Raw genomic sequence first — 15,800 nt, 5'->3', positions numbered from 1 at the left:
ACAAACGAATCAGGGCTATTTTGAATCTCGCTAATTACTTTCCTGTTCTGCTTTTTATCCTCGTAGGTATTGGGGTGGGATTAGTCCCCATGTTCCTCGGAAAAATTTTAGCTCCTTCGAAGCCTGACGCTGAAAAACTCTCTCCGTATGAGTGCGGTTTTGAAGCTTTCGAAGATGCGCGTATGAAGTTCGACGTACGCTACTACTTAATCGCCATTCTCTTCATCCTGTTTGACTTAGAAACTGCATTCCTATTCCCATGGGGTGTAGCACTACGTGATATTGGATGGCTTGGCTACGCCTCTATGGTGATTTTCTTGTTGGAATTCATTGTGGGATTTGTATATATCTGGAAAAAGGGCGCTCTCGACTGGGAGTGATAGATATGGCATTAGAAGGCGTTCTCAAAGAAGGTTTTGTAACTACTACAGCTGACCAGTTGATTAACTGGACTCGTAATGGTTCTTTATGGCCAATGACCTTTGGTCTGGCCTGCTGCGCGGTAGAGATGATGCATGCTGGCGCATCCCGTTACGACTTAGACCGTTTTGGCGTGGTATTCCGCCCATCTCCGCGTCAATCAGACTTAATGATTGTGGCTGGTACTTTATGCAACAAGATGGCTCCAGCTTTGCGTAAGGTTTATGACCAAATGCCTGAGCCACGTTGGGTGATCTCAATGGGTTCTTGTGCAAATGGCGGTGGCTACTACCATAACTCGTATTCAGTTGTTCGCGGTTGTGACCGCATCGTGCCAGTGGATATTTATGTTCCTGGTTGCCCTCCAACTGCGGAAGCGTTGATCTACGGAATTATTCAGTTGCAATCCAAGATCGCGCGTACCAGCACGATTGCGCGGAAGGCTTAAATCATGTCAGATCGTTTAAATCAATTAGCCGCTAATTTAGAAAAAGTTTTAGGTAAGCGCGTTCAATCAATTGAGATTGCATTAGGTGAAGTTACTGTTGTTGTTAACGCAGATACCTACTTTGAATCAGCCATTTTGTTGCGTGATGATCCATCTCTTGCCTTTGAGCAATTGATTGATTTATGTGGCGTGGACTATCAAGACTTCCGTGAAGGTGCATGGGGCGGTCAACGCTTTGGTGTTGTGAGCCATTTGCTTTCTATTGAACATAACTGGCGCTTGCGTGTGCGTGTGTTTGCGCCGGATGATAGCTATCCATTGGTAGCCTCAATTACGCCAGTATGGAATTCCGCTAACTGGTTTGAACGTGAAGCGTTTGACCTCTACGGTATTTTGTTTGATGGTCATGACGACTTACGTCGCATCTTGACTGACTATGGCTTTATTGGGCATCCATTTAGAAAAGATTTCCCAATTAGTGGCAACGTTGAAATGCGTTACGACCCAGAGTTAAGGCGCGTTGTCTATCAGCCCGTCACGATTGAGGCTCGCGAAATTACTCCACGGATTGTTCGTGAAGAGCAGTACGGAGGTCCGGTTTAAGTCATGGCACAAATTAAGAACTACACCCTCAATTTTGGCCCTCAGCATCCTGCTGCGCACGGCGTATTGCGTTTAGTGCTTGAGCTCGACGGTGAGGTGATCCAACGCGCCGATCCGCATATTGGTTTGTTGCACCGCGCCACTGAAAAATTAGCTGAAACTCGTACATGGATTCAAAATGTTCCATACATGGATCGTTTGGATTATGTTTCGATGATGTCCAATGAGCATGCCTATGTCATGGCCATTGAAAAGTTATTACAAGTGGATGTTCCTTTGCGTGCTCAGTACATTCGTGTGATGTATGACGAGCTAACTCGCCTATTGAACCACTTACTTTGGATCGGTTGTCACGGCCTTGACGTTGGTGCGATGGCTGTGTTCCTTTATGCCTTCCGCGATCGTGAAGATATCTTTGATATGTACGAAGCTGTATCTGGCGCACGTATGCATGCTGCTTACTATCGTCCAGGTGGCGTATATCGTGATTTGCCTGATCAAATGGCTCAATACGATAAATCTAAGATTCGCAGCGCTTCTGCAGTAAAGCGTTTGAATGAGAACCGCAGCGGTACCTTGTTGGATTTCATTGAGCAATTTACCAACGGCTTTGATGCCAATGTCGATGAGTATTGCAATCTCTTAACCGATAACCGTATTTGGAAGCAGCGCTTAGTCAATATCGGTATTGTGACTCCTGAGCGTGCATTGCAACTGGGCTTCACTGGTCCAATGTTGCGTGGTTCTGGCATCGAATGGGATTTACGTAAGAAGCAGCCATACGAAGTGTATGACCGTCTCGACTTTGATATTCCAGTTGGCGTAAATGGCGACTCTTATGATCGTTATTTAGTGCGCATGGAAGAAATGCGCCAATCGAATCGCATCATCAAGCAATGCGTGGCTTGGTTGAAAGCAAATCCAGGCCCTGTAATGAGCGATAACCATAAGGTTTCTCCACCGAAGCGCGTGGATATGAAAACCAATATGGAAGAATTGATTCACCATTTCAAACTCTTTACTGAAGGTATCCACGTTCCTGATGGTGAGGCTTACTCTGCTGTTGAGCATCCAAAAGGTGAGTTTGGTATTTACTTGATTTCAGATGGTGCCAATAAACCATACCGCATGAAGATTCGTGCACCAGGTTTCGTGCATTTATCTGCAATGGATGAGATGTCACGTGGCCATATGTTGGCTGATGCGGTAACCATCATCGGTACCCAAGATATCGTGTTCGGGGAGATTGACCGCTAATTAGCGTGCCAAGGATTATTTAATGACTACAACTCTTCAACTATCCGATAAAACAATGGCTGATATTCATCGCAATATCGCTAAGTACCCACCAGAGCACAAGCAATCAGCGGTAATGGCTTGTTTGATTGCCGCTCAAACAGAGGTGGGCTGGGTTTCTCCTGAGGTGATTGAAACTATTGCTCAGATCTTAGAAATGCCAAGTATTGCTGTTGATGAAGTGGCTACTTTCTACAATATGTACAACACCAAGAAAATTGGTAAGTACAAATTGGTAATTTGCACAAACTTGCCATGCCAGTTAACGCATGGTGAAACTGCTGCTACATACCTCAAAGAAACGCTTGGCATTGGCTACAACGAGACAACTCCATGCGGTACTTTCACTCTAAAAGAGGGTGAGTGCATGGGTGCATGCGGTGATTCACCAGTAATGCTCGTGAATGACAAACGCATGTGCAGCTTCATGAGTAAAGAAAAGATTGATGCATTGTTAAATGAATTGCGTGCAGAAGGGAAAGCAGCATGACCAGCTTGCACGATCGCCATATCAAGCCCTTGATCCTAGCTGGATTAAATGGTGATAACTGGCGTTTAAAAGATTACGAAAGCCGTGGCGGCTATCAGCAATTACGTCGTTTAATCAACGATAAAGTTGCACCAGATGCCATCATTGCTGAATTAAAAGCTTCATCACTGCGTGGACGTGGTGGTGCGGGCTTCCCAACGGGTTTGAAGTGGAGCTTTATGCCACGTCAATTTCCAGGACAAAAATATTTAGTTTGTAATAGCGACGAAGGCGAGCCTGGTACTTTTAAAGACCGCGACATCATGCGCTACAACCCACATGCTTTGATTGAAGGCATGATTATTGGTGCGTACACCATGGGCATTACAACTGGTTACAACTATATCCACGGCGAAATCTGGGAAGTGTATTCACGCTTTGAAGAGGCTTTGGAAGAAGCGCGCGCTGCAGGTTATTTAGGCGACAAAATTTTAGGTAGTGATTTTTCATTCCAATTGCATGCATCTCCAGGTTGGGGCGCTTACATTTGCGGCGAAGAAACTGCATTGTTGGAGTCCTTGGAGGGTAAGAAGGGTCAACCACGCTTTAAGCCTCCTTTTCCAGCAAGCTTTGGTTTGTATGGAAAGCCAACAACAATTAACAACACCGAAACATTCGCTGCTGTGCCATTCATTTTGGCAATTGGTGGTCAGGCTTACTTAGATCTTGGTAAGCCGAATAACGGTGGAACAAAAATCTTCTCTATCTCTGGGGATGTAGTTCATCCTGGTAACTATGAGATTCCTTTGGGCACCCCATTTGCAGAGCTATTGAAGCTTGCTGGTGGTATGCGTGATGGCAAGACATTAAAAGCGGTTATCCCTGGCGGCTCATCTTCGCCTGTTGTGCCTGGCGCGCAAATGATGGAACTCACAATGGATTACGACAGTATTGCTAAAGCTGGTTCGATGCTGGGTTCTGGTGCCGTCATTGTGATGAATGAAACGCGTTGCATGGTTCGCGCATTAGAGCGCTTGTCTTACTTCTATCACGAGGAATCATGTGGCCAGTGCACTCCTTGCCGTGAAGGTACCGGCTGGTTATGGCGCATTGTTCACCGTATTGAGCACGGACAAGGGCGTCCAGAGGATTTGGATTTGCTTAATGACGTAGCAGCCAATATTCAGGGCCGTACGATTTGCGCTTTAGGTGATGCAGCGGCGATGCCAGTGCGTGGCATGTTGAAGCATTACATGGATGAATTTGCGTATCACGTAGAACATAAGCGCTGCTTAGATTCTGCGAAACCTTTATAAAGATTTAGAGCACGGGATATCTAAAAGTGAGCATGGTAGAAATCGAATTAGATGGTAAGGCAGTAGAAGTTCCGCAAGGTTCGATGGTGATGCACGCCGCGAACAAGCTCGGCACCTACGTTCCTCACTTCTGCTATCACAAGAAGTTATCAATCGCTGCTAACTGCCGTATGTGCTTGGTTGAAGTTGAAAAAGCACCAAAACCTCTGCCTGCATGTGCAACACCAGTTACCCAAGGTATGAAGGTATTTACGCATTCAGCTAAGGCGGTAGAAGCGCAGCGTTCTGTAATGGAATTCTTGCTCATTAATCACCCATTGGATTGCCCAATTTGCGACCAAGGTGGTGAGTGCCAGTTACAAGATTTGGCGGTAGGTTACGGTAAATCCAATTCTCGTTACGACGAAGAAAAGCGCGTTGTATTCCATAAGAATGTTGGACCATTAATCTCCATGCAGGAGATGACCCGTTGCATTCACTGCACACGTTGCGTTCGCTTCGGCCAAGAAGTTGCTGGAGTAATGGAATTAGGTATGGTCAACCGTGGTGAGCATTCAGAAATTACTACTTTCGTAGGTCAGACTGTAGATTCAGAGCTTTCTGGAAACATGATTGACTTATGCCCAGTAGGAGCGTTAACCAGCAAGCCATTCCGTTACGCTGCACGTACCTGGGAATTGGGTCGTAAGCGTTCAGTAAGCCCGCATGACAGCTTAGGTGCGAACACTACAGTTCAAACTAAAGCAAATAAAGTGATGCGCGTTGTTGCGTTAGAAAATGAAGCAATTAATGAATGTTGGATTAGTGATCGCGATCGCTTCTCTTACGAAGGATTAAATAGCTCTGATCGTGTCACAACACCAATGGTGAAGCAGGGCGGTCAATGGTTAGAAACAGATTGGCAATCAGCACTTGATTATGTTGCGCATTCTTTGAAGACTATTTCAGCGGAAAGTGGTCCTGAGGCAATCGGTGCTTTAGCTCACCCAATTTCCAGTACAGAAGAATTACATCTCTTACAAAAGATGGTTCGCGGTTTAGGTTCAAAACAAGTAGAAACCCGTCTGCGTCAATCTGATGTGGCTGCTTCTGCAAGCGCGCCATGGCTCGGCATGCCGATTGCCAAAATCAATGAATTAGATCGCCTTTTAGTCGTTGGTAGCTTCTTGCGCAAAGATCAGCCAGTGTTAGCCGCTCGTATCCGTACTGCAAGCAAACGTGGATTACAAGTAACTCGTATTGACGCTGGTGGTGACGACTGGTTAATTCCAAGTAATGGTATCGCTGCTGCTCCAAGCATATGGCTCAATGCATTAAGTGAAGTTGCTCAAGCAGTAGCCAAAGCAAAATCAGTCAGCGCACCAGCTGGAACAGCTAACTTGGCAGTCTCACCAGCAGCCCAAAAAATTGCAGACAGCCTAATTTCTGGTGAATCAGTAGCTGTATTGCTAGGTTCTGCTGCTATTGCGCACCAACATGCATCTGATTTACATGTGCTGACTCAATTTATTGCAGAGCAAACTGGTGCTACTTTAGGTTTCTTACCTGTTGGCGGCAACTCAGTTGGCGCCTCACTGGTTAATGCTAACGGAGCTGGTGTTGAATCAGTTCTGTCTGGTGAGCGTCGTGCAGTGATCTTGATGAATATCGAGCCTGATGCAGACCTTCCAAATCCAACTGCAGCACGTGCTGCTTTGGCTAAGGCAAACACAGTCATCGCATTGAGCGCTTATAAGAGTGCAGATTTACTTGAGGTGGCTGATGTCATTCTGCCAATCTCAACATTCTCAGAAACAGTTTCTACGTTTGTAAACCTAGAGGGTAGAGCCCAAACTGTTCAACCTTCAGTAAAACCATTAGGCGATTCACGTCCGGCATGGAAAGTCATTCGTGTGCTCGGCGGTCTTCTGGGTCTTGATGGTTTCTTATTTAATCTTCCTGAAGAAGTCTTGGGAGAGGCATTACCTGAAAACTATTGCACTCGTCTGAGTAATAAAACTTCAGCTACTTCTATTGCCAATGGAAATGCGGCTCCTTTGAATGGTCTTGAGCGTTTGGCTGATGTCAATATTTATGCCGGCGATCAAATTGTTCGTCGTTCATCAGCGCTACAACTTACACGTGATGCAAAACGCGGCAATCAAGCTGGCTTAAATCAAAAGACATTCTCTGAATTAGGCTTGAAAGAGGGCGATGCTGTGCGCGTTACTCAAGGCAGTCAGACAGTAGATATGCCAGCAACATTAGAAGTGAATCTAGCGCCAGGCGCCGTCAGAATTTCTGCTGGCACTATGGCTAGTGCGAAATTGGGCTCTATGTTTGGCCCTGTAACTGTTAGTAAGGCATAAGGTCAGAGATGGATAATTTCTTGAACCTCGTTACCACCCAAGGTGAAGCCATTTTTGGCTCTTTGTGGCCATTGGTTTGGGCTTTGGTACGCATCGTCATTATCGTATTGCCAATGTTTGGTTGCGTAGCTTACTTAACCCTCTGGGAACGAAAACTCATTGGCTGGATGCATATTCGTCTTGGACCAAACCGTGTTGGCCCATTAGGTCTATTACAACCAATTGCAGATGCATTAAAGCTTTTGATGAAGGAGATTATTGCTCCTGCACAAGCAAGTAAACTTCTTTATTTTATTGCGCCAATCATGGTGATCATGCCTGCGTTTGCAGCATGGGCAGTCATTCCATTTCAAGCCAAGATGGTTTTGGCTGATGTTAATGCTGGTTTGCTTTACATCATGGCTATTTCATCGATCGGTGTTTATGGCGTGATTTTGGCTGGCTGGTCATCTAATTCAAAGTATCCGTTCCTTGGTGCCATGCGCGCATCAGCCCAAATGATTTCATACGAAATTGCGATGGGCTTTGCATTGGTAACCGTGTTGCTTACTTCTGGCTCTCTAAACTTAAGCGCAATCGTTGCATCTCAAGAACAGGGTGTATTTGCAGATATGGGTCTGAATTTCCTTTCTTGGAATTGGCTCCCATTGCTACCGATGTTCTTGATTTACTTTATTTCCGGCGTTGCCGAAACTAACCGTCATCCATTTGACGTGGTTGAGGGCGAATCTGAAATTGTTGCTGGACACATGGTTGAGTATTCAGGCATGTCTTTTGCGATGTTCTTCTTAGCTGAATACGCCAACATGATTTTGATTGCTGCTGTTGCTTCAATCATGTTCCTAGGCGGTTGGTTACCGATTGTTGATTTGCCAATCTTGCGCGATATTCCAGGTTTCTTCTGGTTATTTGGCAAGACATTCTTCCTCTTGTCTTGTGTGATCTGGTTGCGTGCCACATTGCCGCGCTATCGCTATGACCAAATCATGCGTTTGGGTTGGAAGATCTTTATTCCCATCTCCGTTTTCTGGGTGGTTGTTATCGGCGCATGGGTCGTATCCCCATGGAATATTTGGAAATAAGTTGACCAATCATGTTTAAGAAAATTTCCCAATTCCTCGATAGCTTGATGCTCAAAGACATCCTTACTGGTATGTCGATTACTGGTCGCTATCTTTTCAAGCCAAAAATCACTGTTCAGTATCCGGATGAGAAGACGCCATTGTCTAATCGTTTCCGCGGTTTACATGCACTCCGTCGTTATGAAAATGGTGAAGAGCGCTGTATTGGTTGCAAACTCTGTGAAGCAGTATGCCCAGCCTATGCAATCACTATTGAAACCGCTGAGCGTGAAGACGGCACTCGTCGTACCAGTCGTTATGACATTGACTTAACAAAGTGTATTTTCTGCGGCTTCTGCGAAGAGGCGTGCCCGGTTGACGCGATTGTTGAAACCAATATTTTTGAATATTTCGGTGATAAGCGTGGCGACCTGTACTTCACTAAAGACATGCTTTTAGCTGTTGGCGATAAGTATGAAAAAGATATCGCCGCAAACCGTGCAGCTGATGCACCTTACCGTTAATCGAATTGAGCTGAACTGAATATGACATTCGATCCATCTACTTTGTTTGCTGTTTTCTTCTACGGCTTTGCAGGCTTGCTTGTTATCTCTGCATTGCGTGTGATCACAGCTCGAAATCCAGTCCATGCAGCTTTATTTTTAGTCTTGGCTTTCTTCTGTGCCTCTGGCCTTTGGATGTTGCTCAAAGCCGAGTTTTTAAGTCTCGCCTTGATCTTGGTTTATGTTGGCGCGGTGATGGTTTTATTCCTTTTCGTGGTCATGATGCTCGATTTGGATCTAGAGCATTTGCGCCGTGATTTCAAAAAGTTTCTGCCGGTTGCTTTCTTGATGGGCGCAGTGATTGTTTTGGAATTATCGATTGTGATCATTCGTAGCTTTATCGGTACAAATGCGCCAGTACAGCCGATGCCTGAAGAGATGATGGCAAACAATACTCAAGCATTAGGCATGTTGATTTTTGTTGATTATGTTTATGCGTTTGAAGTTGCTGGAGTGATCTTATTAGTTGCAATCATTGCAGCCGTCGCCTTGACCTTGCGTAATCGTAAGGACTCTAAGTCACAAAATATTCACGAACAAGTCAATGTGGTTGCGGCAGATCGTATGCGCATTGTGAAAATGGGTTCAGACATGGCCGCAAAGCAAGACACAAGAGGAGAGAAGAAATGAGCATTACTCTCGCTCACTACTTGGTACTTAGTGCAATTCTCTTTGCAACTAGCGTGATTGGTATTTTCTTAAATCGCAAGAATGTGATCGTATTGCTGATGGCAATCGAATTGATGCTTCTTGCAGTTAACATGAACTTTGTAGCCTTCTCTCATTATTTGGGTGATATGGCAGGTCAAGTATTCGTATTCTTTATTTTGACAGTGGCAGCTGCTGAAGCAGCTATCGGCTTGGCAATTTTGGTTGTGCTCTTCCGTAAGGTTGACACCATTAATGCCGAAGATCTTGACCACCTTAAAGGCTAGTCATGCAATTGACCTTAAATATTCCCGTACTCTGCGCAATTCCTTTGGCGCCATTGGTTGGCTCCATCATTGCCGGATTCTTTGGCACTAAATTAGGCGGCAATCGCATCGGACATGGCGCAAGTCAATTTGTAACCATCTTGGGCGTCACAATTGCATTTGTTTTGTCTTGTAATGTTTTAGTTCAAGTGATGGATGGTTTCTATTTCAATGGAACTGTTTACCGCTGGATGCAATTGGGTGAGCTCAATCTAGATATTGGCTTCTTAATTGATCCGCTTACTGCGACGATGATGTGCGTAGTAACCTTTGTGTCGCTGATGGTTCACATCTACACCATTGGTTATATGCATGGTGAAGAGGGTTACAACCGCTTCTTCTCCTATATTTCCTTATTTACCTTTGCCATGTTGATGTTGGTAATGAGTAACAACCTATTGCAGCTCTTCTTTGGTTGGGAAGCAGTAGGCGTAGTTTCTTATTTATTGATTGGCTTCTACTTTGAACGTCAATCTGCAGTATTTGCCAATATGAAGGCTTTCTTAGTCAACCGCGTTGGTGACTTCGGTTTCATCCTTGGTATCGGTATTTTGTTGGCCAGCACAGGCTCGATGCAATACGACGTCATCTTTGCTCAGAACTCCGCATTAGCTGCGCAAACATTGCCCGGTACCAGCTGGAATTTGATGACCGTTGCTTGTATTTGCTTGTTCATAGGCGCCATGGGTAAGTCGGCTCAATTTCCATTGCATGTTTGGTTGCCGGACTCCATGGAAGGCCCAACTCCAATTTCTGCATTGATTCACGCTGCAACCATGGTTACCGCTGGCATCTTTATGGTGTCACGCATGTCGCCTTTATTTGAGTTGTCTGATGCTGCATTGAGCTTCATCTTGGTGATTGGTTCTATCACAGCACTCTTTATGGGCTTCCTTGGCATTGTCCAAAATGACATTAAGCGCGTAGTTGCTTATTCCACTTTGTCTCAATTGGGTTACATGACTGTTGCTTTGGGCGTTTCTGCTTACCCAGTAGCCATCTTCCACTTGATGACTCATGCTTTCTTTAAGGCTTTATTGTTCCTTGCTGCTGGTAGCGTGATTCTTGGCATGCACCATGAACAAGACATGCGTAAGATGGGCGGTCTCTGGAAATACATGCCGATTACTTGCCTCATGATGTTGCTTGGCAACTTAGCGCTGGTAGGTACGCCATTCTTCTCGGGCTTCTATTCAAAAGACTCCATTATTGAAGCGGTAGCTGCAAGCCACATTCCTGGTTCTGGATTTGCATACTTTGCGGTTATGGCAAGCGTATTTGTCACTGCCTTGTATTCATTCCGTTTGTATTTCTATGTATTCCATGGAAAAGCACGCTGGGGTCACGATGATGCACATGCGCATGACCATCATCATGATCATGCAGAGCAGGGTGACGATCATGCGCACCACGGATTAGCTCCAGGTCAAAAACCACATGAGTCACCGTTTGTTGTGACCTTGCCATTGATTCTCTTGGCTATTCCATCCGTAATCATTGGTTTCTACACTATCTCACCGTTGTTGTTCGGAACATTCTTTGGTGATTCAATCTTTATCGATTTGGCGCGCCATCCAGTGATGAAAGAATTGGAAGATGAATTCCACGGTCCAGTTGCTATGGCGATTCATGCATTTACATCACCTGTATTGCTATTAGTAGTGTTAGGTGTACTAACTGCAGCTATCGGCTACTTGTGGGCGCCAAAGTTACCAGGTAAGGTTGCAGAAGCGTTTGCACCGATCAAGAAATTGTTTGATAACAAATACTATCTCGATGAAATCAACCAAGCTGTATTTGCTAAGGGCCTCATTTGGATCGGTGGCTTCCTATGGCATCGCGGTGACCAAAAGGTTATCGATGGTTTCTTCGTTAACGGCAGTGCGCATGCAGTAGGGCGCTTTGCTGGGGTTATTCGCCATTTGCAATCCGGTTATCTGTACCACTATGCTTTCGCAATGATTGCGGGCCTAGCGGTATTGTTAGCTTGGGTTTTGTACGCTTATCTGCCTTTTGTTCGCTAGGCCTTTGTTACTTAAGTAGCCACTATGATTCTTTCTTACGCCATCTGGACCCCGATTGTCTTTGGACTCATTATTTTGTTTTATGGGTCTGAGAAGCCAACTGCCGGCGTACGCTGGTTAGCTCTTGTCGGTGCTGTACTCGGCTTTATTGCAACCCTGCCTTTGATCTTGCAATTTGATATTGCAAATCCTGGCATGCAGTTTGTTGAAAAGATTAGCTGGATTCCGCGCTACGACATTAACTATTACCTAGGTATCGACGGTATCTCTGTTTGGTTTATTGTTCTTACTGCTTTCATCAACATTATTGTAGTGATTGCAGCATGGGAAGTTATTGAAACCAAAGTGTCTCAATACATGGCCTCTTTCATGATCCTTTCTGGGTTAATGATTGGCGTATTTTGTGCGCTTGACGCTTTATTGTTTTACGTCTTCTTTGAGGCAACGTTGATCCCGATGTACATCATTATTGGTGTGTGGGGTGGCCATAATCGTATTTACGCTGCATTTAAGTTCTTCTTGTACACCTTACTTGGCTCTTTGCTTACCTTGATTGCCATGCTGTATCTGTACAACGTAACCAATACCTTTGATATCTTGGCTTGGCAAAATGCACGCTTAGATATCGTTGAGCAGATTCTATTATTTGCTGCGTTCTTTATGGCGTTTGCTGTAAAGGTCCCAATGTGGCCATTGCATACTTGGTTGCCAGACGTACACGTAGAGGCTCCAACCGGAGGTTCAGTAGTCTTGGCTGCAATTATGTTGAAGCTCGGTGCTTACGGCTTTCTGCGTTTCTCATTGCCTATCGCACCTGATGCAAGTCAATATTTGGGACCATTTGTAATCTTTCTATCTTTGGTGGCTGTGATCTACGTAGGTGCAGTTGCTTTGGTCCAGAAGGATATGAAAAAGCTGGTCGCTTATTCATCTGTAGCGCATATGGGTTTTGTAACCCTGGGCTTCTTCCTCTTTAGTCCTTTGGGTATTGAGGGTGGTATTGTGCAAATGATTTCACACGGCTTTGTTGCTGGCGCAATGTTCCTTTCTATTGGCGTGCTTTATGACCGTATGCACACCCGCCAGATCGCCGATTACGGTGGCGTTGTGCACCGCATGCCTGCATTTACTGCATTTGCGGTATTGATGGCGATGGCTAACTGCGGCTTACCTGCAACCTCTGGTTTCGTAGGCGAGTTCATGGTTATTTTGGCTGCTGTTGATTATGATTTCGTCATTGGTATCTTGGCTGCAACAGCTTTGATCTTAGGTGCTGCATATTCTTTATGGATGGTCAAGCGCGTATTTTTCGGTACTATCAATAACGCTCATGTAGAAGAATTGAAAGACTTAAACTGCCGCGAATATTTCTTGATGGCAGTTCTATCGATCTGCGTGATTGGTATGGGCGTTTATCCAAAACCATTCACCGACATTATTCATCCAGCTGTGATTAATCTGCTACAGCATGTTGCTGTTAGCAAACTCTGAGTAAGCACAAATGCAAGCATTCGACCTATACGCCATCCTGCCGGAACTTGTTTTACTGATTGCAACCTGTTTACTACTGGTTGCGAGTGTTTACGTTCCTGAAAGAGTGATATCAGCTCCTGGTGTGGAGCAAGACGTTTTCCATACTCCGCGTGGCGTTGGATTTGTTTATTTCTTCACAATCATTTTGTTGGTTTACTTGGTGTTCGCTTTTGTGGGCCGTATGGCTGATCCAGCTTTAGTCGCAATGAATGGGCTATTCCAGTCTGATCCTTTCTCGAACTTGCTTAAAGCATGTTCTTGCATTGCTGTATTGGTAAGTTTGATTTACTCCAAGCAGTACTTGATGGACCGCGCTTTATTCCGTCCGGACTTCATCGTATTGGCTTTACTCGCTTTGCTTGGTCAATTCGTATTGATCTCTGGCGCAAATCTATTGACTCTGTATCTCGGCCTGGAGTTAATGGCTTTGCCAACCTACGCTTTAGTAGCAATGCGTCATAGCAGTGAGAAGAGTGTTGAGGCTGGTATCAAGTATTTCATCTTGGGCGCATTGGCGTCTGGTTTCTTGCTGTATGGCATGTCTATGCTCTATGGTGTTACTGGCTCTTTGGATCTCATTGAAATTTTCAAGGTAGTGGCTGATCCTAGAGTTAACCACTTGGTTATGGCTTTCGGTTTGGTATTTATCGTAGCCGGCTTGGCATTTAAATTAGGTGTAGTGCCTTTTCATATGTGGGTGCCTGATGTATATCAAGGTGCACCAACGGCAGTTACATTGATGATTGCCGCAGCTCCAAAGTTGGCCGCTTTTGCATTGCTGTTCCGTTTGCTGGTAAATACTTTGTTGCCGTTGCTAGGCGACTGGCAACCGATGTTGGTATTGCTGGCAGTCTTATCTCTAGTTGTGGGTAACATTACTGCGATCGCTCAAACTAACGTTAAGCGTATGTTGGCTTACTCGGCTATTGCGCAAATGGGCTTTGTTCTTTTAGGTATGCTGTCTGTATTTGATGACCATGCATTTAGCGCAGCAATGTTCTACGCCATTACTTATGTTTTGACTACTCTTGGCACCTTCGGTTTGTTGATGGTTCTGTCACGCAAGGGCTACGACTGCGAAACTTTAGATGGCTTAAAAGGTCTTAATAAGAAGCACCCATGGTTTGCCTTTATTGGTCTTGTGATGATGTTCTCCTTGGCTGGTATTCCGCCAACAGTAGGCTTTGCCGCTAAGTTGGGCGTTCTTGAGGCCCTGGTTGATGCCGAGCATACATTCTTGGCTGTAATCGCTGTGATTGCATCCTTGATCGGCGCTTTCTACTACCTCAGAGTAGTCAAGGTAATGTACTTTGATGAGCCTGAGCATGAGATTACCGTTAGCGGCTCTGGCTTTGCTAAAGGCATCTTGGGTTTAAATAGCATTCTGGTATTGGCAATCGGTATTGTTCCCGCTGGATTAATGGGGCTATGCTTGGATGCTATGCGTCGCACTTTATTGGGCTCCTAATACAAGGCCCACCGTAAATAAAGGCTCCTTAGGGAGCCTTTATTGTTTATGACATTGAAGTGTCACGGCTATTTTGTATGATGAAGTCATCGATTTTCAAGAGGAATATGTAAATGACTGAAAAATCATTTCAAGATCTACCATCAGGAGATTCTCATTTGCGCGAAGAGCGCATTTCTGGGGAAGATATTTATGGTGGCATTTTCCTGAAAATGAAGCGTGACAAGATTGCCCTGCCGAATGGCGAAGAAGCTGTTCGTGAGTATTTAACTCATCCGGGAGCTGTAGCTATTGTTGCAATTCTTGATGATGGCAGGGTACTGCTTGAGCGCCAATATCGCTACCCAATCGCAAAAGCTTGTATTGAGATTCCAGCGGGCAAGTTGGAGATTGGTGAAGATCATCTTCTGTGCGCCAAAAGAGAGCTCGAGGAAGAGACGGGCTATACAGCTAAGAAGTGGAGCTATATCCGCCGTATTCATCCGGTGATTTCTTATTCCACGGAGCTTATTGATATTTACTTGGCTGAAGACTTGGTCCCTGGCAAGAGTCATCTTGACGATGAGGAGTTCTTAGACGTCTTTGCGGCTCCCTTAGAGCAGTTAATCGGGTGGGTTGAGGATGGTGAGATTACGGACGTTAAAACAACGATTTCAGCCTATTGGCTCGATCGTTATCGCAGAGGCTTAGTCAAGCCAACCCCGATCGAATAGGTTGGTTCAAAACCCGATTAAAATAGGGGTATTGAATTTATCGCCTTTGCCCCTATATACGTTTTATGAAAGTCTATAACTTAGCTTGCCCGTTAGATCACCGTTTTGAAGGGTGGTTTGCCTCGGAAGAGGATTGTCTTGTCCAGCAAGACAAAGGGATGCTTGCTTGTCCGGTTTGTGACAGCACCGAAATTACCCGGATGCCTTCAGCACCGCATATTGGTAAATCATCTTCTACAGAACTGGCTATTCCTAAAGCTGAATCTGAGAATCTGAGTGGAGGCGTGGTTGCGCTTACTGGTAGCGATCATTCCCAGTTAGAGGCACAAGTCCAAGCAGCCTTCTTGAAGGGTATGAGAGAGCTTATGGGCCGCTCCGAAGATGTCGGCGATTCTTTTGCTGATGAAGCTAGAAAGATTCATTACAAAGAATCTCCCGAGAGAAGCATTCGAGGTCAGACAACTCTGGATGAGGCTGAGGCCTTAAGAGAAGAGGGTATCGATGTGCTATCAATGCCAATGATCCCAGCATTAAAAAATACACTTCAGTAACGGCCTTATAAAA

The 15,800-nt window shown here is 45.1% G+C and carries 16 protein-coding genes; all 16 read left to right on the top strand.

What is annotated here, in order from left to right; translation table 11 throughout:
* Nucleotides 1–20 precede the first annotated feature (20 nt).
* The 16 genes from QMF28_RS05485 (at nucleotide 21) to QMF28_RS05410 (ending at nucleotide 15,787) form a co-directional block, all read left to right on the top strand.
* A complete protein-coding gene (locus QMF28_RS05485) occupies nucleotides 21–380 on the top strand; it encodes an NADH-quinone oxidoreductase subunit A (protein ID WP_012357790.1) in 360 nt (119 codons plus the stop codon).
* 5 nt (nucleotides 381–385) lie between these two features.
* Nucleotides 386–868 (top strand): NuoB/complex I 20 kDa subunit family protein, encoded by a 483-nt coding sequence (locus QMF28_RS05480; RefSeq protein ID WP_011902891.1) that lies wholly within the window; start codon nucleotides 386–388, stop codon nucleotides 866–868.
* Nucleotides 869–871: 3 nt separating this feature from the next.
* Nucleotides 872–1,471 carry an NADH-quinone oxidoreductase subunit C gene (locus tag QMF28_RS05475; protein ID WP_281741528.1) on the top strand — a complete coding sequence of 200 codons (600 nt, stop codon included), beginning with the start codon at nucleotides 872–874 and terminating at the stop codon, nucleotides 1,469–1,471.
* Nucleotides 1,472–1,474: 3 nt separating this feature from the next.
* Nucleotides 1,475–2,728: an NADH-quinone oxidoreductase subunit D gene (locus tag QMF28_RS05470; protein ID WP_215350019.1), complete on the top strand. Its 1,254-nt coding sequence runs from the start codon at nucleotides 1,475–1,477 to the stop codon at nucleotides 2,726–2,728.
* 22 nt (nucleotides 2,729–2,750) lie between these two features.
* Nucleotides 2,751–3,257, top strand: a complete 507-nt coding sequence (gene nuoE / locus QMF28_RS05465; protein WP_068323048.1) for an NADH-quinone oxidoreductase subunit NuoE — start codon at nucleotides 2,751–2,753, stop codon at nucleotides 3,255–3,257.
* Nucleotides 3,254–4,552 carry an NADH-quinone oxidoreductase subunit NuoF gene (nuoF, locus tag QMF28_RS05460; protein WP_281741526.1) on the top strand — a complete coding sequence of 433 codons (1,299 nt, stop codon included), beginning with the start codon at nucleotides 3,254–3,256 and terminating at the stop codon, nucleotides 4,550–4,552. The genes nuoE and nuoF overlap by 4 nt, the downstream gene beginning before the upstream one ends.
* A gap of 32 nt (nucleotides 4,553–4,584) precedes the next feature.
* Nucleotides 4,585–6,900, top strand: coding sequence for an NADH-quinone oxidoreductase subunit NuoG (nuoG, locus tag QMF28_RS05455; RefSeq protein ID WP_281741525.1), 2,316 nt, complete (start codon nucleotides 4,585–4,587; stop codon nucleotides 6,898–6,900).
* 8 nt (nucleotides 6,901–6,908) lie between these two features.
* Entirely contained in the window at nucleotides 6,909–7,982 is a 1,074-nt protein-coding gene (nuoH, locus tag QMF28_RS05450; protein ID WP_281741524.1) for an NADH-quinone oxidoreductase subunit NuoH, read from the top strand.
* Between the two features lie 11 nt (nucleotides 7,983–7,993).
* The gene (nuoI, locus tag QMF28_RS05445; RefSeq protein ID WP_068323035.1) at nucleotides 7,994–8,485 is read left to right on the top strand and encodes an NADH-quinone oxidoreductase subunit NuoI; all 492 of its coding nucleotides are present in this window, start codon (nucleotides 7,994–7,996) and stop codon (nucleotides 8,483–8,485) included.
* Nucleotides 8,486–8,506: 21 nt separating this feature from the next.
* Nucleotides 8,507–9,154 (top strand): NADH-quinone oxidoreductase subunit J, encoded by a 648-nt coding sequence (locus QMF28_RS05440; RefSeq protein WP_068323033.1) that lies wholly within the window; start codon nucleotides 8,507–8,509, stop codon nucleotides 9,152–9,154.
* Nucleotides 9,151–9,459 carry an NADH-quinone oxidoreductase subunit NuoK gene (gene nuoK / locus QMF28_RS05435; RefSeq protein WP_068323029.1) on the top strand — a complete coding sequence of 103 codons (309 nt, stop codon included), beginning with the start codon at nucleotides 9,151–9,153 and terminating at the stop codon, nucleotides 9,457–9,459. Before QMF28_RS05440 ends, nuoK begins: the two co-directional genes overlap by 4 nt.
* Nucleotides 9,460–9,461: 2 nt before the next feature.
* A complete protein-coding gene (gene nuoL / locus QMF28_RS05430; protein ID WP_068323025.1) occupies nucleotides 9,462–11,522 on the top strand; it encodes an NADH-quinone oxidoreductase subunit L in 2,061 nt (686 codons plus the stop codon).
* Between the two features lie 24 nt (nucleotides 11,523–11,546).
* The gene (locus QMF28_RS05425; RefSeq protein WP_068323022.1) at nucleotides 11,547–13,013 is read left to right on the top strand and encodes an NADH-quinone oxidoreductase subunit M; all 1,467 of its coding nucleotides are present in this window, start codon (nucleotides 11,547–11,549) and stop codon (nucleotides 13,011–13,013) included.
* Between the two features lie 10 nt (nucleotides 13,014–13,023).
* A complete protein-coding gene (gene nuoN / locus QMF28_RS05420) occupies nucleotides 13,024–14,523 on the top strand; it encodes an NADH-quinone oxidoreductase subunit NuoN (protein WP_281741523.1) in 1,500 nt (499 codons plus the stop codon).
* A 113-nt stretch (nucleotides 14,524–14,636) separates the two neighbouring features.
* Complete coding sequence (locus tag QMF28_RS05415; protein WP_281741522.1) at nucleotides 14,637–15,236, top strand: NUDIX domain-containing protein; 600 nt, start codon at nucleotides 14,637–14,639, stop codon at nucleotides 15,234–15,236.
* 65 nt (nucleotides 15,237–15,301) lie between these two features.
* Nucleotides 15,302–15,787 (top strand): DUF1178 family protein, encoded by a 486-nt coding sequence (locus QMF28_RS05410; protein WP_281741521.1) that lies wholly within the window; start codon nucleotides 15,302–15,304, stop codon nucleotides 15,785–15,787.
* Nucleotides 15,788–15,800: the final 13 nt, after the last annotated feature.

It is taken from the genome of Polynucleobacter yangtzensis (genome assembly GCF_027924165.1).
In the GTDB taxonomy this organism is placed as follows: domain Bacteria; phylum Pseudomonadota; class Gammaproteobacteria; order Burkholderiales; family Burkholderiaceae; genus Polynucleobacter; species Polynucleobacter yangtzensis.
The sequence above is the reverse complement of the archived record's forward strand: the minus strand, read 5'-3'. Positions and strand labels throughout refer to the sequence as shown.

Coding starts and splice junctions, on each gene's coding strand:
- QMF28_RS05480 (WP_011902891.1), top strand. CDS start 386: ATGGCATTAGAAGGCGTTCTCAAAGAAGGTTTTGTAACTACTACAGCT.
- QMF28_RS05475 (WP_281741528.1), top strand. CDS start 872: ATGTCAGATCGTTTAAATCAATTAGCCGCTAATTTAGAAAAAGTTTTA.
- QMF28_RS05470 (WP_215350019.1), top strand. CDS start 1,475: ATGGCACAAATTAAGAACTACACCCTCAATTTTGGCCCTCAGCATCCT.
- nuoE (WP_068323048.1), top strand. CDS start 2,751: ATGACTACAACTCTTCAACTATCCGATAAAACAATGGCTGATATTCAT.
- nuoF (WP_281741526.1), top strand. CDS start 3,254: ATGACCAGCTTGCACGATCGCCATATCAAGCCCTTGATCCTAGCTGGA.
- nuoG (WP_281741525.1), top strand. CDS start 4,585: ATGGTAGAAATCGAATTAGATGGTAAGGCAGTAGAAGTTCCGCAAGGT.
- nuoH (WP_281741524.1), top strand. CDS start 6,909: ATGGATAATTTCTTGAACCTCGTTACCACCCAAGGTGAAGCCATTTTT.
- nuoI (WP_068323035.1), top strand. CDS start 7,994: ATGTTTAAGAAAATTTCCCAATTCCTCGATAGCTTGATGCTCAAAGAC.
- QMF28_RS05440 (WP_068323033.1), top strand. CDS start 8,507: ATGACATTCGATCCATCTACTTTGTTTGCTGTTTTCTTCTACGGCTTT.
- nuoK (WP_068323029.1), top strand. CDS start 9,151: ATGAGCATTACTCTCGCTCACTACTTGGTACTTAGTGCAATTCTCTTT.
- nuoL (WP_068323025.1), top strand. CDS start 9,462: ATGCAATTGACCTTAAATATTCCCGTACTCTGCGCAATTCCTTTGGCG.
- QMF28_RS05425 (WP_068323022.1), top strand. CDS start 11,547: ATGATTCTTTCTTACGCCATCTGGACCCCGATTGTCTTTGGACTCATT.
- nuoN (WP_281741523.1), top strand. CDS start 13,024: ATGCAAGCATTCGACCTATACGCCATCCTGCCGGAACTTGTTTTACTG.
- QMF28_RS05415 (WP_281741522.1), top strand. CDS start 14,637: ATGACTGAAAAATCATTTCAAGATCTACCATCAGGAGATTCTCATTTG.
- QMF28_RS05410 (WP_281741521.1), top strand. CDS start 15,302: ATGAAAGTCTATAACTTAGCTTGCCCGTTAGATCACCGTTTTGAAGGG.